The following is a 25,524-nucleotide window of genomic DNA, read 5'->3' on the forward strand; positions in this document are numbered from 1 at the left end:
CGAAATAAGTCCGGACTTAACTCACAGCAAATAAATTTTAAAATTAAAATTATGAGATCAGATTCACAACCTTAGGATATTGAATCGTCAATATCATCATAATATTCATACAAAATGTATAGTCAGTCATTAAATTCAGCATCTCTATGGCAATTTCTGCGCTTAAAGGTTGCTTCACAGGATTAGCCATCGGTAGAATGACTCGACTTTCCGATTTTACTCATACTCAATGAACCATTTATCATTTTACTGGCTTCCAGAGAATAAACAGCAACTTATCCAAGGATTGGAGAGTGAATTTGCTCAGTTAGTTGAACTCTCTATTAGTACAGGGCAGATTTCGCTACCTCCTATCCCCGATGTTGTCATCAAAATACAGGCATTATCTCGTTCTGAATCGACTTCTATTTTTGATATTGCCACCTGTTTAACCGATGATCCTAGCTTAGCTGCCGTGGTGATTCGTATTGCAAACTCAGTGGTATTTAATCGACGTAACATTACGTGTACCGACTTAGTCACAGCAGTTTCGCGCTTAGGGATCCACCGAGTACGTGACATTGTCACAGCACAAGCCATTGAGCAGCTAAAACATTCGATTAATTTGAGTGCCGAATGTAATAAAATGCTCACTCGCAGCGCAAGCGTCGCCCGTGAACTCGGAGCCACGATGGTGTTAGTAGCACAGAATTTCAAACGAATAGAGCCTGAAGATTATCTATATCTTGAGCAAGAAAAAGCCCTTCTGGTTGGGCTATTAGCTGATATTGGCCTATTTTGCTTAGTCAATGAATACCATCTTTATCTTGAAAAAGGGCACTACCTTGATCCTGATATTGCAATGCAAATATTTCACTCAAGTTGCTCAACCACCAGCAAGCTTGTGTTAAAACACTGGGGATTTGACGATGATTTTCTCGAAGTTGCTTGTAATCAACAATTAGTGGATCATTGCCAAGAAGTCAGTTACCTTGATGTCGCTCGCATTGCCCATCATTTGCTCCTATTTAGAAAACAAGATGAAGCTTTGGATGAGCATGACGTTGAAATCAACGTTACGGGAGCGGAAGTGCTTTACCACCTAAGTAGTCTTGATGACCAAGAATTTCGCTCTCAGCTTAAGGCCGTAATCAACGCTAGTGGCTTCTAATTTGTACAGCTGAGGAATATATGCTTTCAGGGATGTTGTTTATCTTTGCTCCACTGGTGGTGGGGTATCTCTTTTCTATTTCCAATAAGAATGGACTCTTATTGCTTAATCGAGCCACGGTTTCACTTATCTACCTGATCTTATTTTTGATGGGGCTTAGTCTTGCAGCATTAGATAATTTAGGTAGTCATTTACAACTGATTTTGCAATTTGCTGGCACTTTTTTTGTGGTGCTCGCAGCCTGCAATCTACTCGCACTTCCTTGGGTTGATAAATGGTTACCCCTCGATACCCAAACCACACACACCAAACTCCCCCTATCAAGTATGGCGTTAGAATCATTGAAACTCATTTTGGTGGTCGGTGGTGGCCTTGCGATAGGAGTGTTACTAAATTTTGATCTTTCTTGGGTAGAGAAAACTAGCGAATGGATTCTATTCGTTTTACTTTTTTTTATTGGTGTTCAACTACGAAACAGTGGGTTAACACTCAAACAAATTCTCCTTAATAAACATGGCATGATTATCGCTGCCGTCGTTATTATAACTTGCTGGATTGGTGGAGCGATCGCGGCCCTTATCCTCCATATTCCGCTTTACCACGGATTAGCCATGGCATCCGGATTTGGCTGGTATTCGTTATCTGGGATACTGATGGGGGATGCCTTCGGCCCAGTTTATGGTGGAGCCTCTTTTCTTATTGAGTTGAGTCGAGAGCTTGTTTCTCTCGTGTTAATCCCAATGCTGATTGGCCGTAAACCATGTACCTCAATCGGCTATGCGGGTGCAACTGCGATGGATTTTACTCTCCCTATTATTCAAACCACAGGTGGAGTAAGGTGCGTGCCTGTGGCGATCGTCAGTGGTTTTATTTTGAGCTTATTAGTGCCTGTATTTATGCTGTTTTTTGTCTCTCTTGCAAGCTAGATCGCAGGAATAAACCAACGCATCATTTACAATAAGAAAACATATTTAAGCTCAATGCAACACCAATATCACATAATAAGCCCAATTAAGGGGTAAACTATACCGTCTCACAAGGAATCATTTTGCTATGAAACGCTCTATTGTCACTTTGCTGCTGGCCGCGGCCAGCTCAATGACTGCCACGGCAGCCGACAATCAATGCCTCGCTCAAAAGTACGATGCTTACATTGATGCATCTTTGGCTTGGTATCAAGATCTCGCCACAATCACAGCAGAAAAATATCCAGATCTAGCTGACGTCAGCCAATGGTTTCTAACGGGACGCCAGCACCATTTTGAATTAAATCGCACGGCGGTACGCTATTACCTTCAACATCAACCTGAGAAAGTGGCCACTTCACAACCGATAGAATCTTGGCTCAAACTAGAGCAACAAGAGATAAAGCAACTCGCCACTCGCGATGATGAGTTAGGTCTCAGCGCGAAAACAACGTTCGATGATCGTCAAAACAAACCACACGAAAAAAATTATCAATTACGTTCCGCTTTTGCCGAGTTACTCAGCCACCCTAAGCAGATCGAACCCGTACTCAATCGATATAATCAAGCAATCGCCAAAGCGGAACGCATTCATTGCTTATAACATTCATTGCTTATAAATTGTGGTCATGCTCACTTTGTTACCTCGAGTATCACGTCAAATCTAAACGAATAAAGGCGGGACATTGGTTTCATTTTCGTTTAGATTGTTTCGCTTGAAGAGATCGACAGCTAATAATATAACGACACGGTATGGCACCAGAATACAAAACAGCGGATGTAAGCTTTGATAACCTTCTGCGCATCTTTACAGTTCCAGAAGGGCCCGATTCAACCCTGACTCGTATTGAGGCAGAACTGTCACGTAATTTAAACCTATTTCTGCGCGAGCATATTGTCGCGGAAGAAAAACCACTCAAAGAAATAGAGAAGGACTTCTCGAATCCGCACATTCCCGAAGCTCCAACATTTGTCTCTGATCACACTCAACATCTGATGGATACCTTGGTCGCCCAGTCAGTACATACTGCCTCGCCAAGTTTTATCGGCCATATGACTTCGGCTTTACCTTATTTTTTGATGCCGTTGTCAAAAATCATGATCGCTTTAAACCAAAACCTCGTTAAAATTGAAACATCTAAAGCATTTACCCCTCTTGAACGGCAAGTGCTAGGTATGCTACATCGACTCATTTACACCCAACCAGACCATTTTTATCAGCAATGGATGCACAGTGCTGATCATTCACTCGGAGCTTTTTGTTCAGGAGGAACGGTTGCCAACATTACCGCTTTATGGGTCGCCCGTAATAATGCACTAAAAGCACGAGATCATTTTACCGGGGTTGAAAAAGAAGGCCTATATAAGGCGATGCAGCATTATGGCTATCAAGGGTTAGCCATTTTGGTTTCTGAACGTGGACACTACTCACTCAAAAAAGCAGCCGACATATTAGGTATCGGCCAAGATGGGCTAGTAGCCGTACGTACAGATGAAAATAACCGCTTATGCCCTATCGATCTGCAATCTAAGATTCAAATGCTAAAAGCACAGAGAATTCATCCTTTTGCTGTGATCGGCGTGGCCGGTACAACCGAAACAGGGCATATCGATCCACTACATGATATTGCTCGTATCTGCCGAATTGAACACTGCCACTTTCATGTCGATGCTGCATGGGGAGGGGCGACTTTAATGTCAAAAACTTATCGCCACTTGCTTGACGGAATCGAATTAGCAGACTCAGTGACCATTGATGCACATAAGCAGCTGTATATTCCAATGGGTGCTGGCATGGTATTATTTAAAAATCCCAATGCCATGAAAGCGATAGAGCATCACGCACAATATATTCTACGCCAAGGATCAAAAGATCTCGGTAGCCACACCTTAGAAGGCTCTCGCTCTGGTATGGCGATGCTCGTTTATGCCAGCATGCACATAATTAGCCGCGCTGGCTACCAACTACTTATCGATCAAAGCATTGAAAAGGCAAAATATTTTAGCTCACTGATTGAACAACAACCCGACTTTGAGCTTGTTTCACAACCCGAGCTTTGCCTGCTAACTTATCGCTATCTACCCAAACCAGTCAAAAACATACGAACAACGATATCTTTACCAGAAAAAACACACTTGAATCAGTTACTCAATGAGTTAACAAAATTTATTCAGAAAAAACAAAGAGAAATGGGTAAATCTTTTGTTTCAAGAACTCGTCTAAATCCCCTGAGTTGGGAACATTTGGATACCCTAGTTTTTCGGGTTGTATTAGCAAACCCCTTAACGACACACGATATTTTACAATCGATACTGCAAGAACAAAGAGACATTGCGACAACCTATGCTCCCCTCTTGCTCGAGCAAATCAATCAGTATTGTCAGCAAATTGCGACACAGTAACGCAATCCAATCGATGAGGCATATTTACTAAACAGAAAGAAAAAATGAAAATTTCTTTCTGTTTGCTGTAATTTGTCCACCATAATAAGCCATGAATGTACTTATTCTCGGCTTATTAATCACTAAAACTGTAGTTTTTATAAAATTTAGTTTGAGGCTTGTCATATTCTTATCAATTGATTGTGTGTTTCGTTTCTGAATTACGACGACTTCGGTTTATACTCACACAATGGCGTTGGTGCCTGTGTCGTCTTAGAAATGGTTTGTTTCTCTCCCCTAAACAGACACAAGCAATAAACCAACGAGTTGTTCTCTAGGCCCGCGTGAACACTATGAATACATTAGAAAAAATCCAAAAAAATCTGGAAAACTTTAGCAAGTCGGAACGTAAAGTCGCCGAAGTGATTATGGCGTCGCCACAAACCGCCATTCATTCCAGCATTGCCACGCTGGCAAAAATGGCCGATGTGAGTGAACCGACTGTAAATCGCTTTTGCCGCCGTTTAGATACAAAAGGCTTTCCTGACTTTAAACTTCATCTCGCCCAAAGTTTGGCCAACGGTACTCCTTATGTAAACCGAAACGTCGAAGAAGATGATGGCCCAGATGCTTATACGCATAAGATTTTCGAATCAACCATGGCGTGTTTAGATGTCGCCAAAAATAGTCTCGACCCGATGCAAATTAATCGCGCAGTCGATCTTCTCACTCAAGCTAAAAGAATATCTTTCTTTGGACTGGGAGCCTCCTCTTCCGTTGCTCGTGATGCACAAAACAAGTTTATTCGGTTTAATATCCCCATTACTTGCTTTGAAGATATCGTGATGCAGCGCATGAGCTGTATCAACTGCACCGATAATGATGTGATTGTCTTAATTTCACATACCGGGCGGACGAAAAGCCAAGTGGAGATCGCAAACCTCGCTCGTGAAAATGGAGCGACTGTCATTGCGATTACGGCCAAAGATTCACCACTTGATAAAGCAAGCTCATTATCAATTTGTTTAGATGTCCCGGAAGATACTGATGTCTACATGCCAATGGCAAGCCGAGTGGTACAAATGACCGTGATTGATGTGCTGGCAACAGGATTTACACTCCGACGAGGCTCGGGGTTTCGTGAAAACCTAAAACGAGTAAAAGAAGTATTGAAAGATTCTCGCTACGATAAGTTATCGCAATTTTAAATCATCGCAAATAAAAACGGAGGCTTATACTCCGTTTTTATTTTACCCGATGCTCCTGACTTGAAACTGCAATGAGATTGGCAAGGTTTAGGATACCAAAAGGCTGATTTATCAATGGCGCTAGCAATTAACTTACCACTCAACGGCAATCCTAACCGCCGCCTATTTGAGAGACAGCAAGCATTAAGGGTTTAATTCACTTCCTTGTGCCAATATATCTTCTTCTATCACTTGCATTTTAACCTCATCAGCAACCACCTCAACTCTCGCTTTTCCTACTTCATCACAAGAACAAACCTGACGTAAAATATAGACTAAACGTGCATGCGTTAAAGGAAGCGGATTTCCTTTTATGGCTTGAGAACGTAACGCATCTTGCGCAACTTGTTCAAATGAGGTAGTACAAACACCAAATTGAGCGAGAGTCGGTAACTTCAGTTTGTCTAACATCATTTGTACCCAAAGTATCCCATCCTCAATATTGACATTTTTTCGCTTGGTTAATATTTGTGAAATTCGATAATAACGCTGCATAATATCATGACGCTTCTCTTGCTTGGCAGCGTTAATATTTTCACGCATCACATAAGGGGCCAAACGCGCGGTAATGACACTATGTGGTGCATCTAACTTTCCACCTAATGCCGAAGCCAAACCATGAGCGGCACCTAACTTGGCATTAGTGATTGCCATCCCTCCAAGCATCGCAGCAAAAGAGAGATCAGAGCGTGCCGAGGGTTCATCTCGACAACATGCCGCGACAGTTGAACGCGCTAAACGACGCAGCCCTTCTTCACAAATCATATCCGTTAACGGATTCGGTTCACCACAGACGTAAGCCTCCATTAAATGTGTAAAAGCATCCATTGCGCCACGTCCAGAGGTATAACTATCGGTTCCATAAGTTAAGCTCGGATCAATAATGGCGACAGCAGCCAACATATCCGGACTGCGTAAACTCACTTTCACTTTATCTTGCCCTGATTTTAGCACGGCATTTTTAGTGACTTCTGAGCCTGTACTGGCAGTCGTGGGTATTGCAATAAATGGTAGCGGTTTGGTTTTTAACGGCACATTACGACCCACAACTTCAACATAATCATACACATTACCTTGATTGGGAATAATGGCCGCTAACGCTTTCCCCATATCCAGCACACTCCCCCCACCTATCGCGACCACCACTTGAGGTTGAAAACGCCGTCCAGCCATCGCCGCTTCTTCGACCATGGTAATGTTGGGTTCACCATGAATAGCAATATGTTGATAGCGCATATGCTGTTGCTGCAAATACTGAGTCACCGTCTGAGCACGCTGAAGATTTTTACCTGAAACTAACAGTACACTATATCCATATTGATTAATCATGGATAACGAATTTTGCAATACGCCTTCACCGAATACAATTCGATTCGATGTCATAAATTGAAACATGCTGCCTCCACGCCGCCCAAACTTTCCTGAGAGAGTTCAAGCTTGCGATCAATTCAGCCATCATTTTTTGATGCAGTGCAATGAGCAAAGAAATAAAATAAAAATCATTAAAGAGTATGCACATCATCACATCCTTCATGCACAATTACATCTTGTTATACCCAAACAACTTGGTGTTGCAGGTAGGCGGCAAGTGAGTGACAAATTTGTCTGGAACAAATTTGAACAGCCGTAGGCAAGCGATGTGATTGGGGTGAACGAACGCAGCCAACACCCCTGCAGCATCCATTAGGAAGGAGATACCTTGGGTGATGAGAAGAAATGAGTCATTGAATCGAATAAAAAATCAACCATTGTTTTTGCCTATTAGAGCGAATGCTAATTCACGCTTTATTTCCTAATTGGGATCGGGCATAGTTGCGCAAACAAAATAAAGGAGACAGTTATGTTCGTTGTGATTTTTGGCCGCCCGGCTTGTCCTTACTGTGTTCGAGCAAAAGAACACGCAGAAACCCTAAAAGCAAAACGTGATGACTTCAACTATCGTTATGTGGATATTCATGAAGAAGGGATCTCAAAAGCTGACCTAGAAAAGACGGTTGGAAAACCGGTTGAAACTGTGCCGCAAATCTTTATCGACCAACAACACATTGGTGGCTGTACTGAATTCGAAGCGTATGCAAAAGAGCATTTAGGACTGTTTGACGAATAAACACCACGTCTGCAACGATAAGAAAACCCCGCCCACCTGTTGCGGGGTTTTCTGTGTCTATTCGATGAAAACTCGTACAAAAATAAAAAAATTCACTTATATTTTTGACTATTTACGATACAATCATCACAATTTAACCACCCCCTGCTTGCACGCTTAAATTGAGCCAAATTGTGAATATCGACGTTGTACTTTTGCTAGAACAAAACCCCATTCTTCTTATTTTTGTCGTCTTAGCGATAGGCCTTGCCTTCGGAAAAATACGCTTTGGCAGTTTACAACTAGGAAATTCGATCGGCGTACTGATTACCGCGCTGGTGATGGGCCATTTAGGCTTTTCATTTAATGCTGAAGCCCTAACGATTGGTTTTATGCTATTTATTTATTGTGTCGGTATCGAGGCTGGCCCTAATTTTTTTAGCATTTTCCTCCGCGATGGTAAACATTATTTGATTCTCAGTTTAGTCGTATTAATCACGGCGATGTGGATCACTTATTTTGCAAGCCATTATTTCAATCTCGATTATGGCTTAGCTGCGGGAATGATGGCCGGAGCGCTAACCTCTACTCCAGTTTTAGTTGGTGCACAGGATGCCCTCAACTCTGGATTAGCCGCTATTCCTCGCAATATGGATTTATCATTGATTTTAGAAAGTGTATCGGTTGGTTATGCGATGGCTTACCTCATCGGCTTAATTAGCATGATCATGTTTGCCAAACTCTTGCCTAAATTACAAAAACAAAATCTGTCCGATTCAGCCCAACAGATTGCTCAAGAACGCGGGATTGGTGGACAACGAAAAGTTTATCTTCCGATTATCCGTGCTTATCGAGTTGGCCCCGAATTGATCAATTGGGTGGATGGCCGTAATTTGCGAGAATTGGGTATCTACCGTCAAACTGGGTGCTATATAGAGCGAATTCGTCGTAATGGTATTCTCGCCCATCCAGATGGGGATGCAATATTACAAGAAGGGGATGAAATAGCATTGGTCGGCTTCCCTGATAGTCATGCTCGCCTCGACCCCAGTTTCCGTAATGGGAAAGAGGTCTTTGACCGTAACCTTCTCGACTTACGCATTACCGAAGAAGAAATTGTGGTAAAAAGTGACAGTATCGCGGGTAAGCGACTTTCTGATCTTAACTTATCAGAATATGGTTGTTTCTTAAACCGAGTAGTACGGGCACAAATAGAAATGCCAATGGATCTCGATATTGTGCTTGCGAAAGGAGACGTTCTACAGGTCAGCGGTGAGAAGAGTCGCGTTAAAGGGTTAGCGGAAAAAATCGGTTTTATCTCGATTCATAGCCAAATGGCCGATTTAATGGCGTTTTGTAGCTTCTTTATTCTCGGTATCGTGTTTGGTTTAATCACCATGACTTTTGGTCAAGTCTCATTTAGCTTAGGTAATGCAGTCGGGCTGTTATTATCTGGTATCACCCTGGGTTTTTTACGCGCGAATCACCCAACCTTTGGCTATGTGCCCCAAGGTGCCCTAAATATGGTTAAAGACTTAGGCCTAATGTTCTTTATGGTCGGCATCGGTTTAAGTGCAGGGGGGAAAATGTTTGATCATTTATCCGATGTGGGGCCTCAAGTCATCGGGCTCGCTTTTATTGTCAGTGTGTTACCCGTGGTGTTTGCCTATCTTGTCGGTGCTTATTTGCTTAAGATGAACCGTGCCTTACTTTTTGGTGCCATTATCGGAGCCCGAACTTGCGCCCCTGCTATGGATATCGTTAATGATTATGCAAAATCGACCATTCCCGCGCTCGGTTATGCTGGCACCTACGCTATTGCCAATATTTTAATGACCTTAGCCGGAACCATCTTAATTATTTTAAACTAAAGTAAAGCAATGAGTTAACAAAGCAAAAAGGCGCAAATTGCGCCTTTTTGTTATTTTTGATGGAAACCATTAAGCTTAGATATCGATTACATCAAATGTAACTTCAGGATTGACATCGGCATCATAGTCCACACCATCAACACCAAAACCAAACAGCTTTAAGAACTCTTCTTTATACCCTTCATAATCCGTCAATGTTTTTAGATTTTCAGTGGTAATTTGTGGCCATAGTTCACGGCAATGTTGTTGAATATCGTCACGTAATTCCCAATCATCCAAACGTAAACGGTTCTGTTCATCGGTTTCAGGCGCACTACCATCCGCTTTATACAAGCGTTGACTAAACATACGGTAAATTTGCTCCATACACCCCTCATGGATACCCTCTTCCCGCATTTTTTTAAAGACCATAGCGATATAAAGTGGCATCACTGGAATAGCGGAACTTGCCTGAGTGACAACCGATTTCAAGACAGCAACATTAGCACTCCCGCCTTTGGTCGCGAGTTGTGCATTTAATGCCTTAGCGGCACGGTCGAGATCCATTTTTGCACGACCCAACGCCCCATCCCAATAAATTGGCCAAGTCAGCTCGGTACCGATATAGCTATACGCAACCGTTTTACAGCCTTGAGCCAAAACGCCTGCTTCATCAAGCGCTTGAATCCACAATTCCCAGTCTTGTCCGCCCATGACCGTAATGGTATCTTGAATTTCTTGCTCTGTGGCAGGTTCAACACTTGCTTCAATAATAACATCTTTATTGGTATCTACCGCAGTTGAGGTATACGTCTGACCAATTGGTTTCAGTGACGAACGAATCACTTCGCCGGTTTCAGGCAGTTTACGCACTGGCGACGCGAGCGAGTAAACGACCAAATCAATTTGACCTAGATCTTGCTTAATCAACTCAATCGTTTTTTGCTTTGCATCATCAGAAAACGCATCACCGTTAAGACTTTTTGCGTACAGACCTTCAGCATGTGCCAATTTTTCAAAAGCTGCGGCATTGTAAAAACCCGCCGTTCCAGTTTTTTTCTCAGTGCCCGGTTTTTCAAAAAAGACGCCAATCGTCGCGGCACCACCGCCAAAAGCTGCGGCAATACGAGAAGATAAGCCATAGCCGCTAGAAGCCCCAACCACGAGCACCCGCTTTGGCGCATTCGCAATCGGCGCTTGTGCTTTGGTGTAGGCAATTTGTTCTTTTACGTTCGCTTCACAACCCACAGGGTGGGTTGTGGTACAGATAAATCCACGAATTTTCGGTTTGATGATCATATTCAACTTCCTTCAAAAATCTTGCTTAGGATAAAAGTTTCAACGGCAAATCGCATCTTATTTCGATTAAAATGTACTTTTTTGCCAAGTGGTTGGAGCTGTTAATCATCATTTTGCCACAATCCGCTTAAAAATGAGACAAGGCCTCAAATATGAGGCCTTGTGAACAGGGGGACAGCATACAAACTAACGCTAAGCAACATGATTGAGTTTGACTGGCTTGACCTTGTTCGTGCGTACTTCTGACATATCATGGCTAAAATGGTCGACCTGAATCGCCTTATAACGCAATTTATCGGCAGCTAAAATTGCATCGACTTCATCATCAGTGAGCACACCCGCCGCTTTCGCTTGTGCTAAACGTTCCATCAATGGCCCTTTACGAGCAACCTTGCCTTCTTTTACCGCCTTATTCATTTGTCGCTCTAGGCCCTTGACACTGTACATGGCAAGAAATGCTTTTTCCATCAAGCCGACACTATCATTTTCATCTTGCCCGACATAACACAAATGGGTTAGACGATCTCGGTGGGCTCCTGGGGTCATTAAGCTTGCCGCAATTTTCACTGTCAAATCATCACTAGGAGCCTGGTAATGGTTGCCTAGTGGGAAAAGTAGCCCTTTCATGGCCATACCAACCACTTTTTGTGGATAATTACGATACGCATCATTCAATGCTTTTGCCGCGTGATGTAGGCAATATTGCAGTGAATAATGGACATAGTCTAAATCGGTTTGTTGCCTTCCTTCGTCTTCATAACGCTTGAGTACAGCTGAAGCCATATAAAGATAGCTAAGACCATCACCTAAACGGGCAGAAATCATTTCTTTGCGTTTGAGGTCACCGCCCAGGGTGAGCATGGCAAAATCGGCACTGACTGCCAAAGCACGACTTAAACGAGTCATTTGCTGATAATAAACTTTGGTTGGCCCACTCATGTCTGCCTTGATCAAACGAGAGCCAGTTAACGCCGCTCCAAACGCGCCAAAGGTATTTTTAAGCGCATGACCAATATGTTTAAATAACAACTCGTCAAATTGCTTGGCACCTTCATTCGCATCTGGGTTTGCAGCCGCCTCCATTTCTTTGAGTACATATGGGTGGCAACGCGTAGCCCCTTGCCCGAAGATCATTAAGTTACGCGTGAGGATATTCGCCCCTTCGACGGTAATTGCAACCGGTACACCAAGGTAATGAGAAGAAAGATAGTTCATCGGCCCATCTTGAATGGCTCTTCCTGAATGAATATCCATCGCATCATTTAAAATAATCCGACCAATTTCCGTCATATGGTATTTAGCGATAGCGGTAATAATCCCGGGTCGTTCTTTCAGATCAAGTGACGTGGTGGTCAGTGTTCGTGTCGCTTCAAGCAAATAGGTCAGACCGCCAATACGTCCCAGCGCTTCAGCAACCCCCTCAAATTGACCAATCGACAGGCCAAATTGTTTACGAACATACGCGTAAGCTCCCGTTGTTCGGGACGTTAAGTGACCAATCGCGGTTCCGAGAGCGGGTAACGAAATACCACGTCCGGCAGACAAGCACTCAACGAGCATTCGCCAACCTTTTCCAGCATAGTCAACACCACCGATCAACCAATCCATAGGAATAAACACATCGCTCCCACGCGTCGGGCCATTCATAAATGCCAAACCAAGAGGATCGTGCCGCTCACCAATTTCGACGCCTTTATGGCTGGCCGGGATCAGTGCACAAGTAATACCAATCTCTTTTTTATCACCCAATAATCCTTCTGGATCGCTCAGCTTAAACGCCAAACCCAACACGGTCGCCACCGGGGCTAAGGTGATATAACGTTTATTCCAATTTAAGCGGATGCCTAATACTTCTTTCCCTTCATGTTTGCCATAGCACACGATGCCTTGATCGGGAATACCGCCAGCATCCGATCCTGCTTCTGGCCCGGTCAAGGCAAAACAGGGAATTTCAGTGCCATCGGCTAAACGAGGTAACCAATAATCTTTTTGTTCCTGTGTACCATAATGCGATAATAGCTCACCAGGCCCCAATGAATTCGGCACCATAACGGTAACCGCGGCACTGATACTACGTGTTGCAATTTTAGAAACGATGGTGGAGTTTGCTAACGCAGAAAACTCACGTCCTCCATAAGCCTTCGAAATAATGAGTGAAAAGAAGCGTTCTTTACGCAAAAATTCCCATACGGATTTAGGCAAGTCACGATCATGCTTGGTGATTTGATATTCATCAATCATGGAAAGTAGTGTTTCTAGCTCATTATCCATAAAAGATTGCTCTTCTTCACTCAGAGCCGGTTTAGGGTAATGATGCAATTTTTTGAAATCGGGTTTGCCTGAGAATAATTCGCCATCCCACCAAACGCTTCCCGCTTCCATCGCTTCTTTCTCAGTCGCCGATAACGGTGGTAAAACCTGTTTAAAGAGTTTAAAAGCAGGGTCACTAATCCATTTTCTTCTTAGAGAGCTCATTGTCAGATCCTTTTGTTCACTGGTTAATTGTTATAGTTATGGTATTGGTTTGAGTTACTTCGCTGCCACGCCGGCAGCTAAGTAAGGAATAATTTGATCAATCATTAAATTAGCATCCACTTTAGCTCCGAAGGCGTTTTCAGCAATCTCAGCTAATGCTTGGCTAGAAGCCATGGTGAAGACGCACGTCCCGAGAGTGAAATGTAGCCGCCAGAATAAAGCTTCCCGAGTCAACCCAGGGTTCGCTCTCATGACTGACTGAGTAAATAGATCAAGTACTTCATCGTATCGTGTAGTGATAAACCAACGTAAATGGCCTTGAACATCGGTATAACCACGACCAATCAACAGCATAAACCGGCTAGTTCCATTCGGTCGTACCTGATTCAATGCTTTTAATGGCCCCCGCAACGCTTCAAAAACCGCTTCCATGGTATAATCATCACTGGCATTAAGTTCGATCAATGAGACTCTCACCGCTGGCATAAATGCTTCAAGGTAACGGTTTAATACCGCACGAACGAGGGTCTTTTTTCCACCGAAATGATAATTGACAGAGGCTAAGTTCACATTCGCTTTACTGGTAATGGTACGAAGAGAGGTATCATTAAAACCATGCTCGGCAAATAACCCTTCTGCAACATCAAGTATTTTTTCTTTGGTACTGCTCTTCGAAACCATTTCAATCACCCGTATCAAACGCTTGTTTGAAATATACCCATGAAACAGAAGATTAACAAGCGATTAACATCACAGTTTTTAGCCATGGTCAGACCAGCTCGATTTATGCAGACTTAACTGCCTGAAAACCTATCGGTTTACGGTGATCCTAAAAAATTTGATTAATTTTTCTCTTTTTAAGGAACTCTTTTGCTTTCGCCCAGTCTGATTGATTGTAGTTGGCAGAGTATTAAGAGTTTTACGGCCGTCGAACTTTCTTCTTTACTGACAACCACAATGCTGCTTTTTCTTATTTAACTCCTATATTTTATCCGCCCAGTTCGACTTTGTTCTGGGCTTTTTTTCGTACTAAATATCGCTTGCACCAAAGAAAGGGTATACTTCGCCGTTTCCATATTTCACCTAGTGAGCTCAATGAAATTAACTCAAAGCCCGATCACAGAACATCGTTTTCAAGGCCACGCTTTTTATCTCAAACGTGATGATCAACTTCATCCACAATTTTGTGGTAATAAAGCACGAAAATTTCTTTCTTTGTTGCAAATGGAGCAGCCAGAAATCAACACATTGATCAGCTATGGCTCAGTGCAAGCCAACTCGCTTTACTCTTTAGCTGGTTTAGCCGCGATTCGTGGTTGGCAACTCGAATACTATGTTCACCATATTCCTGACTGGCTCAAGCAATACCCTATCGGTAACTACCGCGCCGCATTAGAACTCGGGGCAAATGTGATAGAGACAAAGGCTTTGTCTCCTAATCATCCGCATCAATACATTCTACAAATACGCAAACCCGATGAGCAGTGTTTATTCATTGAAGAAGGTGGACGCACACCGCTTGCCGAATATGGCATAAAGCAACTAGCTCATGAATTGCTAACATGGATTCAGCAGCAACCCAAACAACGCTGGGCTGTGGCATTACCTTCCGGTACAGGTACCACGGCGCTCTATTTACATAAGGCGTTAAGCAGGCACGAGATTGAGGTGATCACTTGTCCATGTGTGGGTGGACAAACGTATCTTGAGCAGCAATGGCAACAACTTGGAGAAAGCGATTATCCTACGATTCTATCACCTGAGCGAAAACACCATTTTGGACGTCTTTATTACCACGATTATCAAATTTGGCAGCAGCTACATCAGCAAACTCATGTCGAATTTGAGCTTTTATATGATCCTTTGATGTGGCGCTGCTTAATGGATTGGTTACCGCTGCATAATGATCTATCGTTAATCTACCTTCATCAAGGTGGATTATTAGGGAACGAAAGTATGCTCCCTCGCTATCAGCGACAATGGGGCTAAGATAAAAGAGGAGTGTTTATTGTGCTAAAGAAAATATCACTGATCATCACCTTACTGGTAAGCCAGACGTTACAAGCCGAACCAAATCAAACAGACACCAAAACCGTGCTACTTGAGCACAATAACTTCCAACGCGTCTGTTACTATCAAGATAAGGCTTATTCTGAAGGCGCGATTTTACCCATTGGACAAACGGTACTGATTTGTCAGCGAGCGAATAAGTTTGAAACTAATGGCTCATTGAAATGGCACCCCATCAATGAGCCAACCCATCCCACAGAACAACGAGTACCCTAGGAGGTTATATTACAGTCCCCCCATTAAGGTATATTTCACCTCTTGGTACTCTTCTAATCCTTGTTTCGCGCCTTCTCGTCCTAAACCGGATTCTTTCACCCCCCCAAAAGGAGCTACGGTGGTCGAAATGAGTCCTTCATTGATGCCAACAATGCCACTTTCTAATTGCTCACTCATCCGCCACGCCCGAGCGTGTGATTGAGTATAGCAATAGGCCGCTAAACCAAAATGGCTACGATTGGCCCGTTCAATCACTTCGTCTTCACTCGTAAAGCGGAATAGTGCAGCAAGTGGCCCAAACGTTTCTTCATGAGCCACCAGCATATCATCACTCATTTCAGTTAAAACATGAGGAATAAATAAGCGACTTCCCACTTCAGGTAAGGTGCCAAAAGCCACTTTAGCGCCTTTTTCAAGGGCATCCTCAATGTGACTACGGACTTTATTGACCGCAGCGTCATTGATTAGTGGTCCGATTTGAGTCCCGGTGACTAATCCATCACCGACTTTGAGTTTACGCACTCGATCAACCAATTTGGCAGTAAATTGCTCATAGATACTATCATGCACATAAATACGGTTGGCACACACACAGGTTTGTCCTGCATTGCGGAATTTCGCAATCATGGCTCCCTCAACCGCAGCATTTATATTGGCATCATCAAAGACAATAAAAGGGGCGTTGCCACCCAACTCCAAAGAGAGTTTTTTTACATTGGAAGCCGATTGTGCCATCAAAATTTTGCCAACCCGAGTTGAGCCCGTAAATGAGAGCTTGCGAATAAGAGGACTTTCGGTCAAAAGTTGTCCAATCATGACGGCATCACCGGTAACCACTTGCAATAACCCATCAGGTAATCCAGCTCGTTTTGCTAACACCGCTAATGCTAGGGCGGTAAATGGCGTCTCTGGCGCAGGCTTTAACACAACAGCACATCCAGCGGCAAAAGCGGGAGCGCATTTGCGTGTTACCATCGCCGCGGGAAAATTCCACGGAGTGATCGCCGCAACCACGCCAATCGGTTCACGAGAGACTAAGATACGTGCATCTGCTTTGTGCGTTGGCACTATCTCACCATACGAACGCTTCGCCTCTTCAGCATACCATTCGACAAAACTCGCCGCGTAGGTGATTTCTCCTTTCGCCTCTTGGAGCGCTTTACCTTGCTCATGGGTCATTAACAGGGCGAGATCATCGGCATGTTGTTCAATCAAGTTAAACCATTGGCGTAAAACTGCAGCCCGAGTTGCAGCGGTTTGCTTGCCCCACTGACGCTGCGCCCGTGTTGCAGAAGTAATTGCCTCCGCCACTTGCGGTTCGGTCAACGCTGGTACAGTTCCCAGTAGCGAATTATCATAAGGATTAGTAATTGAGGTCGTTTTCCCATCGCGGCTCGCGACCCATTGTCCATCAATAAAACATGCTTGCTGAAATAGGTTGGGGTCGGATAAGTGCATAACTTCTCCTCCGTTATGAGTAAATAGAGTAATGAGCAGCTAGCATATACCTTTATCATCAAGATGCTAGGATCTGTTTGGCAGGGTTGCTATTTTTCCGATTTTTAGCTTTATCAAGCAGATCTCGCTTTCGGTAACCAAAATGAGATCAATATCGTAAGTAGTAAGAAGACAAAGGAAACCCATAAGCAAGCGGCAAATCCCGAGACTTGAAATACCCAACCGGAAAGAATCGTCCCGATTAACCGCCCCATCGCATTCGCCATGTAATAGAACCCAACATCCAAAGAAACCCCCTCTCCTTTAGCGTAACTGACAATTAAATAAGAATGCAGTGAAGAGTTAACCGCAAAAATAGCACCAAAGATCAAAAGCCCAAAAACAATCACCAGTTCAGGTTGCCATTGCATTTGAATGCTATAAGCAATCGCACCGGTCACTAAAGCCAGTACCGCCGCCCAGCCAATAGCTGCTTTTCCGTCTGGTATCTGGCCGGTCGCTTTCCCGGTGATCCGAGGTGCCAATCCTTGCACGATACCGTAACCAATCACCCATAAAGCAAGAAAGCCCCCCACGGTACTGTGTCCCCAGCCAAACACCGAACCTAGATAAATCGGCAAGGCAATCACAAACCAAACATCCCGCGCGCCAAATAAAAACATTCGAGCGGCGGAGAGAATATTCACACTGGCGGATTTAGAAAAAATTTCAGAAAACTTAGGTTTGGTTTTCGCTTTCCCCATCTCAGCTTGCAGCATCAATAAGCTACCAACAAAAACGGCGCTCAGAACCAAAGCCATCGCCAAGACCGCATATTGAAAGCCAATACTAGTTAACAACGCTCCGCCTAAGAAAAAACCAGCCCCTTTTAACGCATTTTTTGAACCGGTTAAAATAGCAATCCATTGATATAACGCCCCTTGTGCATTATTCGGCACTAACGTTTTAATGGCGCTTTTGGCACTCATTTTATTGAGATCTTTTGCAATACCAGACAATGCCTGTGCCGCCATCACCCAAGGAACCGTTAACCACACGGGTGGAACCGCTAACATTAAAAGAGCCATAATCTGCATACCAAGGCCGATATTCATCGTACGATTCAACCCTAAGCGTGCCCCAAGCCAACCTCCAATCAAATTTGTCACCACACCAAAAAACTCATAAAACAAAAAGAGAGAGGCAATGGCGAAGGTTGAATAACCCAAATCGTAAAAGTACAACACGACCAACATCCGCAGTGCACCATCAGTAATCGTGAAGTTCCAGTAGTTAAAAGTCACCAACATATACTGACGTATTGAAGAATTAAATTGAGACAACATGGTGAATTCTCGCTGACAAAAGAGTGGCTCACGCCACTCTTATTAAAGGGTTATTTTTTGGCAATCCGTTCGATATAATTAACTTGCACTGCTTTAGTAAATGCTCCCGGGCGCAACGCCTGAACTTGGGGGATAATACGCGCCAGCGGCCAGCCTTTTTCCAGCAATAAGTGCGCCGCTAATAATCCGGTGCGCCCCGAACCACCAAGACAGTGTAAAGCGACTTTTTCACCATTCTCTATCGCACGATGTAAAGCCGGGCTGATTTGTGCCCACTGATGAGCAAATACAACATCAGGCGCACAATCATCTTCAATCGGGGCGTGAAACCAGTCCATGTGAGCCTCTTGTACTCGTTGCGCTAATTCACTCACCCCCTGTTGCTCCATCTCCTGCTCATTAATGGCCGTCACCACCGTGGTTACACCTACCGCTTTTAGCTGCATAATACTGTCGGCTAACGGGGTGCCTTTCGTACCGGGGCAAGGCGTTAAAATCAACCCGGCTCCGTTGTCTAACGGCAATTCCCATATTGGATGTGTCATCATTTGCTTCCTTATGCTAAAGCCACTTTACGGACTAACTCAGCCGTACGAGTGGCATAGCCCATTTCGTTATCGTACCAAGCATAGATTTTCACCATCCGTTTACCGACCACCATGGTTGAAAGTGCATCAACGATGGTTGAACGCGGATCCCCTTTATAATCAATCGAAACCAGTGGCCGTGTTTCAAAGCCAAGAATGCCCTTCAGCTCATTGTCTGACGCTTCTTTTAACAGAGCATTGACCTCTTCTGCGCTAGTATCACGTTTTACATCAAAAATAATGTCGGTTAAAGACGCGTTCGCTAGCGGGACTCGCACCGCATGACCGTTAATTCTCCCTGCCAAATCAGGGAAAATTTCGACGATTGCTGTTGCCGAACCGGTTGTCGTTGGAATCAAGCTCATCCCGCAAGCACGAGCGCGACGAAGATCTTTATGCGGAGCATCCAAAATGGTTTGAGTATTGGTTAAATCGTGAATCGTGGTAAAAGAAGCGTGTTCAATGCCGAGTTTTTCATGAATCACTTTAACAATCGGAGCAATGCAGTTGGTGGTACAAGAAGCGGCCGTCACGATGCGATGTTCTTCGGGGTTAAAGCTTTGGTCATTGACGCCTACCACAATATTGGCAATGCCCGCTTCTTTAACGGGTGCAGACACAACAACCCGCTTCACTCCCTGTGCAAGATATTGATTTAAATATTCACTTTTACGATGCACTCCCGTGGCCTCAATCACCACATCACACCCAGACCAATCCACTGCATCAATCGCTTGTTGCTGCGTGGTGTGAATCAATTTGCCATCAATGATCAGAGTCTTACCCTCTGCTCGAACTTCATGATGCCAACGCCCCTGTACCGAATCAAACTCAAGTAAATGCGCCAACGTAGCAGCATCACCCGCGACGTCATTGATCTGCACAAATTCCATGTCCGCCCAATCATACGCTGCACGTAAAGCTAACCGACCGATACGGCCAAAACCATTGATTCCTACTTTAATCGACATAATCTTTCCTTTTTAAAAGCGTATGGTTAGACACAGCACTGTGGGCGTAACTTCATCGCCGCTAAGCGAACCATGTCTTGCTGGTATTCTTCTTTTAAGCAGTTGGAATCCACCAACCCTTGGATCTGTTTTCTCATCCAACCTGGAAGATGTTCAGATAAACGATAAAAAACCCACTGCCCTTGGCGTACATCCACCACCACACCACTTGAACGCAATAAAGCCAAATGGCGCGAAATTTTTGGCTGACTCTCTTGTAAAGCCTCGGTCAGCTCAGCAACACAAAGCGGCTGTTCACGGGCGATCATCAATAAACAGCGCACTCGGGTTTCATCAGCCAGTAATTTAAAAAATTGATGAGGAAGCATAGTTATTACCTTATATGAATATACGCATATATTATAGTTGAAACGTCACACGTCAAGACAAGCTCGACGATTGTCATAAAAATTTCATCCTAAGAAAGACAACGGTGTAAGAGATATCAAAATGATACTGTCATGATAAAGTCATAGCACTATAATAAGGTTCCTGATAACGTTCCTTGCTCCGGTTCTGTTTCTTTCATTCCCTTTTTTATTTTCCGCTCTGTCACATGATTGTCATATAAAATCCATTTTACTGTCACACAAGCCGCCCAAAATTCAACTCAGTTAAACCACACAAAGCCGCTTACGGAAGGCGAATCAGCCACAGCGGTTTACGATCTGAAATTAACGAGGGAAATATTATGAAGTTTGGACGCAACGCGCTATTGCTTGCCTCAACCATCGCCACGGCTATCTCAGCACCTGCAATGGCCCGTGAAACTATCCAAATTGCTGGCTCTTCCACTGTGTTACCGTTTTCATCGATTGTCGCAGAAGAATTTGGTCAAACATTCGCCCAGTTTAATACACCGGTAGTCGGCTCGGGTGGCTCAAGTGGTGGTTTACGTCAATTTTGCCAAGGTGTCGGGGTCAACACCATCGATATCGCTAACGCCTCTCGTGCGATTAAAAGCAGTGAACTAGAAAGCTGCCGTGCTAACGGTGTCACCGAAGTAATTGAAGTCAAAGTGGGCTACGATGGTATCGTTTTTGCCTCTCGCACAGACAGCGGCAGCTTTGCTCTCAAACCTGAACATGTGTTTAAAGCAGGTGCGGCTCAAATCCCTCAAAATGGCAAAATGGTCGCCAACCCATACACCAATTGGAAACAAATTGATTCGTCACTGCCTGATCAAGAAATTTTACTTGTCATTCCTGGTTCTAATCACGGCACTCGTGAAGTATACGAAGAAAAAGTGGTTCATCCTGGTTGTGAAACTTTTGCAGAAGTGAAAGCTCTGGATAAAAAAGCCAAAACAAACTTCTGTAATGCAATCCGCACCGATGGACGCGTAGTCGAAGTTGCTGGTGACTACACAGAAACCTTGGCTCGTTTAGATGCACAACGTAATGCTATTGGCGTCTTTGGGTTGAGTTTTTATGACCAAAACCGTGACCGCCTCAAAGTGGCTACCGTTAATGGTGTCACGCCAAGCTTAGAAACCATTGGAACGGGTGAGTACCCAGTTTCTCGGCCACTGTTCTTCTACATTAAAAATGCCCACGTTGGGGTTGTCCCAGGGTTACTTGAATACGCACAATTTTTTGTCAGCGAGCAAATGGGTGGCCTGGGTAGCCCATTAGAAGCCGCTGGATTGATTCCAATGGATGATAAAGAACGCGCTCAAGTTGCAAACAATATTCGTAACCGTAAAACACTTTAATACCCAATAAAGTGGCAAGAGGTTGAAGGTTCAGCCTCTTGTTGCTGTTTTAATAAGGTAAGGACAGTAATGAGTAATATGATGCTAATGGTTGTACTACTCGCGGTGATGGCTTTAGCATATCAGCTTGGGCTAACCCGCAGTAAAAAAGTGGCATCGACCAATACGGGACAAGTACAACGTCTACACTCCCGGCCGGTTTACCACGGTATGCTCACTCTCTTGTGGGCAATTGTGCCTGCGTTTATCGTATTTGTGCTTTGGTCAATTTTTTCGCCGAGCCTGATCCAATATTTTGTTCTCGATCATCTACCTGCAGAGTTTCAACCCACCACAGCTGATCATGCACGAGTGTTAATGAACCGACTGAATAATCTCGTGAGCGGTTTTGCGGTCGCCGATGATTTTGCCCGTTATGAAATTGCGGCGGCTGACTACCTGCAACACCTCCAGTTCCGCAGCCATGTATTACTCAGTGGTTTAATGGCAACACTGGCCGCAACAGGATTAGTCTTTAGTACTCGCCGGATTCGAGCCGATTTACGCGCTCGCAATCAGGTTGAAAACGCATTGCACATCTTACTGATTCTTTGCTCTGCTGTCGCTATCTTAACCACCATCGGCATTGTTCTTTCTATGGTGGGTGAAGCCTTCCGCTTCTTTAGTTTTGTTAATCCGATGGATTTTTTCTTCGGTACGACCTGGAACCCGCGCTTCTCAACCGTCGGGACTAGCGGACAGACGGGTTTTGGCATGCTGCCTCTACTGGCTGGCACCTTCCTGATCGCTTGTATCGCACTTGCGGTCGCAATCCCTATCGGGTTGATGTGTGCGATCTATTTAGCTGAATACGCGCCAAATCGAGTCCGTTCGATTGCAAAACCAATCATTGAGATTTTAGCGGGCATCCCAACCATCGTATACGGCTTTTTTGCCTTAATCACCGTCGGCCCATTTTTAACCGAATTAGGTCATCTTCTCCATATTGATATTCGTGCCACTTCTGCACTCACGGCAGGGATAGTCATGGGGTTAATGGTCATCCCATTTATCTCATCATTATCAGATGATATTTTAACTCAAGTGCCTAAAGCGCTGCGTGATGGTTCGCTCGGCTTGGGCGCAACTAAATCAGAAACCATCCGAAAAGTTGTCTTACCTGCAGCATTGCCTGGAATAACTGGCGCAGTTTTACTTGCTGCCAGTCGAGCCATTGGTGAAACCATGATTGTGGTTTTAGCCGCAGGCAATAGTCCGGTCCTCACCGGAAATCCTTTTGAAGCGGTCTCCACCATGACGGTCACTATCGTCAATCAATTAACCGGTGACACAGACTTTGCCAGCCCTCAATCATTAGTCGCCTTTGCATTAGGGTTAACTCTGTTTGTGATAACCCTATTCCTTAACGTCATTGCCTTGATGATTGTACGTAAATATCGAGAACAATATGAGTAATGTCATGGACAGTATCATGCAAAATTTAACCACAACTCCTGCAGATACCACACGTCAACGGGAGCAAACCAAACATCGGATAGCGCAATCACTTAAGAAGCGTCACGCGAGTGAACGTCGCTTTAAAATGTTTGGTATCGGCGCGGTAGGTTTAGCACTCAGTTTCGTGTTGATCTTATTTGTCTCTATTCTTTCCAAAGGCGTACCGGCTTTTTGGCAGGCCACTATCAGCTTAGAGGTCTACTTTGACCCTGAGGTTATCCGTATAGACCCTAAACCAGTTCAACACAATGAAGAGTCGGTAGCTGAATTTCAGCAACGTATGTTAGCTTGGCAAACAAGTCTTGCCATGGTCAATTTCAACCGTATTATTATCAACAGTTTAGCCAGCGAAATTCCGGAAGCGACCCGTTATCAGCGTGATGCTCTGCGTTTAATCACTAGCGGTGAACGTTTTGCGCTACGCGATATGGTCACCAATGATCCAAGCCTGATCGGTCAAACGGTACGCCTTAATCTTCTCGCTGACGCCAATGTCGATGTCTGGTTAAAAGGAAATATCGACCGCAATTTACCGGACTCTCGTCAGCAACTTAGCTCAAGAACCCGTGCTTGGGCCGATGAGCTGGCTGAGCGTGGTGTGATTGAAAATAAATTCAGCACAGCCCTGTTCATGAATGTCGACTCACGCAGTTCTCTGGCCTCTGCGGGGCTTGCAGGTGCCTTTATGGGCTCTGTCTTTATGATGCTAATTGTCATGGTGCTAGCTGTGCCGATTGGCGTTGCATCTGCCATTTATCTTGAAGAATTTGCGCCTAAAAATAAACTCACCGACCTCATTGAAGTCAATATCAATAACCTCGCCGCCGTCCCTTCAATTGTGTTTGGTTTACTTGGCGCTTCGGTGTTTATTTTGTGGTTTAAACTGCCGTTATCTGCCCCGTTGGTTGGTGGGCTGGTGTTAACACTAATGACCTTACCTACGGTCATTATTGCCACTCGCTCTACGCTCAAAGCGATTCCCCCGTCAATTCGTCAAGCGGCATTAGGTATTGGGGCATCTAAAACACAAGCCGTGTTCCACCACGTATTGCCTCTTGCCCTACCCGGTATATTAACGGGGGCTATTTTAGGTATCGCTCAAGCATTAGGAGAAACCGCCCCTCTCCTTCTCATCGGTATGAATTCCTTTGTTGCCAGTATACCGGGAACACCGATGGATCAATCGACCGCCTTACCCGTACAAATTTTCCTCTGGCAAGGCAATGAATTACGTAACTTTTTTGAAGCAAGAACCTCCGCCGTCATCATTGTCTTGTTGGCACTGATGATCAGCCTAAATGCGTTGGCGATTTGGTTACGTCGACGCTTTGAAACACGATGGTAATCAATATGATAAGTGAAGCAGTAATGAAAAAACAGTCCATGGTTGACCCCAAAGTAGTTCGTCATCCATCTAAAGTCAATGTGGTCAAAAAACCCAAAATGGCAGCTCGTGATGTCAAAGTGTTTTATGGTGAAACCGAAGCTTTGCATGGCATCAATATGGACATCGTTGAAAATGAAGTGGTCGCTTTTATCGGCCCCTCTGGCTGTGGTAAATCCACCTTTTTGCGTTGCTTAAATCGAATGAATGACACCATTGATACCGCACGTGTGGAAGGCGCTGTCACGCTTGATGGACAAGATATTTATCATCCAAGCTTAGATGTCGTTCAGCTACGAGCTCAAGTCGGAATGGTATTTCAAAAACCTAACCCGTTTCCTAAATCAATTTATGAAAATATCGCCTATGGCCCACGATTACATGGTCTGGTGGATAATAAAAACGATTTGGATGAAATTGTTGAAAACAGTTTGCGTCGCGCAGGGTTGTGGAACGAAGTAAAAGACCGTTTATCCGCGCCGGGTACCGGATTATCTGGCGGACAACAGCAGCGTTTGTGTATTGCACGAGCCATCGCCGTCAATCCAGAAGTCATTCTGATGGATGAGCCTTGCTCCGCATTGGATCCCATCGCGACCTCGATTATTGAAGACTTAATTGATGAACTCAAAGGTAGCTATACCATTGCCATGGTCACGCACAATATGCAGCAAGCTGCACGAGTTTCAGATAAAACCGCATTTTTCCATATGGGTAACCTGGTAGAACTCAATGACACCCGCGAACTTTTCACCAACCCACGTGATAGTCGCACAGAAGATTATATTACCGGTCGCTTCGGTTAATTG

At 44.3% G+C, this 25,524-nt stretch carries 21 protein-coding genes and 1 pseudogene; 13 read left to right on the plus strand and 9 right to left on the minus strand.

What is annotated here, in order from left to right; translation table 11 throughout:
• The first annotated feature begins 229 nt into the window (after positions 1–229).
• The 5 genes from FKN05_RS04320 to FKN05_RS04340 all read left to right on the plus strand — a co-directional run bounded on the left by FKN05_RS04320 (position 230) and on the right by FKN05_RS04340 (position 5,705).
• Positions 230–1,150: an HDOD domain-containing protein gene (locus FKN05_RS04320; RefSeq protein ID WP_170886964.1), complete on the plus strand. Its 921-nt coding sequence runs from the start codon at positions 230–232 to the stop codon at positions 1,148–1,150.
• Positions 1,151–1,170: 20 nt separating this feature from the next.
• A complete protein-coding gene (locus FKN05_RS04325) occupies positions 1,171–2,076 on the plus strand; it encodes a LysO family transporter (RefSeq protein WP_170886965.1) in 906 nt (301 codons plus the stop codon).
• Positions 2,077–2,203: 127 nt separating this feature from the next.
• Positions 2,204–2,719, plus strand: coding sequence for a hypothetical protein (locus FKN05_RS04330; protein ID WP_099612277.1), 516 nt, complete (start codon positions 2,204–2,206; stop codon positions 2,717–2,719).
• A gap of 149 nt (positions 2,720–2,868) precedes the next feature.
• Entirely contained in the window at positions 2,869–4,518 is a 1,650-nt protein-coding gene (panP, locus tag FKN05_RS04335; RefSeq protein WP_170886966.1) for a pyridoxal-dependent aspartate 1-decarboxylase PanP, read from the plus strand.
• Positions 4,519–4,850: 332 nt separating this feature from the next.
• Positions 4,851–5,705: a MurR/RpiR family transcriptional regulator gene (locus FKN05_RS04340; RefSeq protein ID WP_099612275.1), complete on the plus strand. Its 855-nt coding sequence runs from the start codon at positions 4,851–4,853 to the stop codon at positions 5,703–5,705.
• Positions 5,706–5,986: 281 nt separating this feature from the next.
• On the opposite strand, the pseudogene FKN05_RS04345 reads toward FKN05_RS04340, so the two are convergent.
• A pseudogene (locus FKN05_RS04345) lies at positions 5,987–7,139 on the minus strand (iron-containing alcohol dehydrogenase); the annotation flags it as partial.
• A gap of 445 nt (positions 7,140–7,584) precedes the next feature.
• On the opposite strand from FKN05_RS04345, the gene FKN05_RS04350 reads away from it, so the two are divergent.
• Positions 7,585–7,851 carry a GrxA family glutaredoxin gene (locus tag FKN05_RS04350; protein WP_099612274.1) on the plus strand — a complete coding sequence of 89 codons (267 nt, stop codon included), beginning with the start codon at positions 7,585–7,587 and terminating at the stop codon, positions 7,849–7,851.
• A gap of 173 nt (positions 7,852–8,024) precedes the next feature.
• Entirely contained in the window at positions 8,025–9,701 is a 1,677-nt protein-coding gene (locus FKN05_RS04355; protein WP_099612273.1) for an aspartate:alanine antiporter, read from the plus strand.
• Positions 9,702–9,776: 75 nt separating this feature from the next.
• Here FKN05_RS04355 and fabV read toward each other — a convergent pair whose 3' ends face one another.
• The 3 genes from fabV to psrA all read right to left on the minus strand — a co-directional run bounded on the left by fabV (position 9,777) and on the right by psrA (position 14,135).
• The gene (gene fabV, locus FKN05_RS04360) at positions 9,777–10,979 is read right to left on the minus strand and encodes an enoyl-ACP reductase FabV (protein WP_170886967.1); all 1,203 of its coding nucleotides are present in this window, start codon (positions 10,977–10,979) and stop codon (positions 9,777–9,779) included.
• A gap of 192 nt (positions 10,980–11,171) precedes the next feature.
• Complete coding sequence (locus FKN05_RS04365) at positions 11,172–13,454, minus strand: acyl-CoA dehydrogenase (protein WP_170886968.1); 2,283 nt, start codon at positions 13,452–13,454, stop codon at positions 11,172–11,174.
• Positions 13,455–13,508: 54 nt separating this feature from the next.
• Positions 13,509–14,135: a TetR family transcriptional repressor PsrA gene (psrA, locus tag FKN05_RS04370; protein ID WP_161427651.1), complete on the minus strand. Its 627-nt coding sequence runs from the start codon at positions 14,133–14,135 to the stop codon at positions 13,509–13,511.
• A gap of 414 nt (positions 14,136–14,549) precedes the next feature.
• On the opposite strand from psrA, the gene FKN05_RS04375 reads away from it, so the two are divergent.
• Together FKN05_RS04375 and FKN05_RS04380 are read left to right on the plus strand one after the other, a co-directional pair.
• On the plus strand, positions 14,550–15,443 hold the full coding sequence (locus tag FKN05_RS04375; protein WP_170886969.1) for a pyridoxal-phosphate dependent enzyme: 894 nt from the start codon (positions 14,550–14,552) through the stop codon (positions 15,441–15,443).
• Between the two features lie 21 nt (positions 15,444–15,464).
• The gene (locus tag FKN05_RS04380; RefSeq protein ID WP_099612270.1) at positions 15,465–15,740 is read left to right on the plus strand and encodes a DUF1496 domain-containing protein; all 276 of its coding nucleotides are present in this window, start codon (positions 15,465–15,467) and stop codon (positions 15,738–15,740) included.
• Positions 15,741–15,749: 9 nt separating this feature from the next.
• Here the strand turns inward: FKN05_RS04380 and FKN05_RS04385 are convergent, their stop codons facing one another.
• The 5 genes from FKN05_RS04385 to FKN05_RS04405 all read right to left on the minus strand — a co-directional run bounded on the left by FKN05_RS04385 (position 15,750) and on the right by FKN05_RS04405 (position 20,449).
• Positions 15,750–17,198: an NAD-dependent succinate-semialdehyde dehydrogenase gene (locus FKN05_RS04385; RefSeq protein WP_170886970.1), complete on the minus strand. Its 1,449-nt coding sequence runs from the start codon at positions 17,196–17,198 to the stop codon at positions 15,750–15,752.
• Between the two features lie 113 nt (positions 17,199–17,311).
• Positions 17,312–18,523, minus strand: coding sequence for an organoarsenical effux MFS transporter ArsJ (gene arsJ, locus FKN05_RS04390; protein WP_170886971.1), 1,212 nt, complete (start codon positions 18,521–18,523; stop codon positions 17,312–17,314).
• Between the two features lie 50 nt (positions 18,524–18,573).
• On the minus strand, positions 18,574–19,068 hold the full coding sequence (locus tag FKN05_RS04395) for a cyclin-dependent kinase inhibitor 3 family protein (protein ID WP_170887238.1): 495 nt from the start codon (positions 19,066–19,068) through the stop codon (positions 18,574–18,576).
• Between the two features lie 11 nt (positions 19,069–19,079).
• Positions 19,080–20,081 carry an ArsJ-associated glyceraldehyde-3-phosphate dehydrogenase gene (locus FKN05_RS04400; RefSeq protein WP_170886972.1) on the minus strand — a complete coding sequence of 334 codons (1,002 nt, stop codon included), beginning with the start codon at positions 20,079–20,081 and terminating at the stop codon, positions 19,080–19,082.
• Between the two features lie 26 nt (positions 20,082–20,107).
• Positions 20,108–20,449: a metalloregulator ArsR/SmtB family transcription factor gene (locus tag FKN05_RS04405; protein WP_099612266.1), complete on the minus strand. Its 342-nt coding sequence runs from the start codon at positions 20,447–20,449 to the stop codon at positions 20,108–20,110.
• Positions 20,450–20,811: 362 nt separating this feature from the next.
• On the opposite strand from FKN05_RS04405, the gene FKN05_RS04410 reads away from it, so the two are divergent.
• From FKN05_RS04410 to pstB, 4 genes are all read left to right on the plus strand, one after another.
• Positions 20,812–21,834, plus strand: coding sequence for a substrate-binding domain-containing protein (locus FKN05_RS04410; RefSeq protein ID WP_170886973.1), 1,023 nt, complete (start codon positions 20,812–20,814; stop codon positions 21,832–21,834).
• 69 nt (positions 21,835–21,903) lie between these two features.
• Positions 21,904–23,289: a phosphate ABC transporter permease subunit PstC gene (pstC, locus tag FKN05_RS04415; RefSeq protein ID WP_161427644.1), complete on the plus strand. Its 1,386-nt coding sequence runs from the start codon at positions 21,904–21,906 to the stop codon at positions 23,287–23,289.
• Positions 23,282–24,676 (plus strand): phosphate ABC transporter permease PstA, encoded by a 1,395-nt coding sequence (pstA, locus tag FKN05_RS04420; RefSeq protein WP_249339266.1) that lies wholly within the window; start codon positions 23,282–23,284, stop codon positions 24,674–24,676. The genes pstC and pstA overlap by 8 nt, the downstream gene beginning before the upstream one ends.
• Before the next feature lie 38 nt (positions 24,677–24,714).
• Positions 24,715–25,521: a phosphate ABC transporter ATP-binding protein PstB gene (gene pstB / locus FKN05_RS04425; protein WP_212752248.1), complete on the plus strand. Its 807-nt coding sequence runs from the start codon at positions 24,715–24,717 to the stop codon at positions 25,519–25,521.
• The last annotated feature ends 3 nt before the right edge of the window (positions 25,522–25,524 follow it).

Source organism: Vibrio sp. 1-1(7), from assembly GCF_013048485.1.
GTDB classification, from domain to species: Bacteria; Pseudomonadota; Gammaproteobacteria; order Enterobacterales; family Vibrionaceae; genus Vibrio; species Vibrio fujianensis.

Coding starts and splice junctions, on each gene's coding strand:
- arsJ (WP_170886971.1), bottom strand. CDS start 18,523: ATGTTGTCTCAATTTAATTCTTCAATACGTCAGTATATGTTGGTGACT.
- FKN05_RS04330 (WP_099612277.1), top strand. CDS start 2,204: ATGAAACGCTCTATTGTCACTTTGCTGCTGGCCGCGGCCAGCTCAATG.
- panP (WP_170886966.1), top strand. CDS start 2,869: ATGGCACCAGAATACAAAACAGCGGATGTAAGCTTTGATAACCTTCTG.
- FKN05_RS04395 (WP_170887238.1), bottom strand. CDS start 19,068: ATGACACATCCAATATGGGAATTGCCGTTAGACAACGGAGCCGGGTTG.
- FKN05_RS04320 (WP_170886964.1), top strand. CDS start 230: ATGAACCATTTATCATTTTACTGGCTTCCAGAGAATAAACAGCAACTT.
- pstA (WP_249339266.1), top strand. CDS start 23,282: ATGAGTAATGTCATGGACAGTATCATGCAAAATTTAACCACAACTCCT.
- pstC (WP_161427644.1), top strand. CDS start 21,904: ATGAGTAATATGATGCTAATGGTTGTACTACTCGCGGTGATGGCTTTA.
- fabV (WP_170886967.1), bottom strand. CDS start 10,979: ATGATCATCAAACCGAAAATTCGTGGATTTATCTGTACCACAACCCAC.
- FKN05_RS04405 (WP_099612266.1), bottom strand. CDS start 20,449: ATGCTTCCTCATCAATTTTTTAAATTACTGGCTGATGAAACCCGAGTG.
- FKN05_RS04375 (WP_170886969.1), top strand. CDS start 14,550: ATGAAATTAACTCAAAGCCCGATCACAGAACATCGTTTTCAAGGCCAC.
- psrA (WP_161427651.1), bottom strand. CDS start 14,135: ATGGTTTCGAAGAGCAGTACCAAAGAAAAAATACTTGATGTTGCAGAA.
- FKN05_RS04385 (WP_170886970.1), bottom strand. CDS start 17,198: ATGCACTTATCCGACCCCAACCTATTTCAGCAAGCATGTTTTATTGAT.
- FKN05_RS04350 (WP_099612274.1), top strand. CDS start 7,585: ATGTTCGTTGTGATTTTTGGCCGCCCGGCTTGTCCTTACTGTGTTCGA.
- FKN05_RS04365 (WP_170886968.1), bottom strand. CDS start 13,454: ATGAGCTCTCTAAGAAGAAAATGGATTAGTGACCCTGCTTTTAAACTC.
- pstB (WP_212752248.1), top strand. CDS start 24,715: ATGGTTGACCCCAAAGTAGTTCGTCATCCATCTAAAGTCAATGTGGTC.
- FKN05_RS04400 (WP_170886972.1), bottom strand. CDS start 20,081: ATGTCGATTAAAGTAGGAATCAATGGTTTTGGCCGTATCGGTCGGTTA.
- FKN05_RS04410 (WP_170886973.1), top strand. CDS start 20,812: ATGAAGTTTGGACGCAACGCGCTATTGCTTGCCTCAACCATCGCCACG.
- FKN05_RS04340 (WP_099612275.1), top strand. CDS start 4,851: ATGAATACATTAGAAAAAATCCAAAAAAATCTGGAAAACTTTAGCAAG.
- FKN05_RS04325 (WP_170886965.1), top strand. CDS start 1,171: ATGCTTTCAGGGATGTTGTTTATCTTTGCTCCACTGGTGGTGGGGTAT.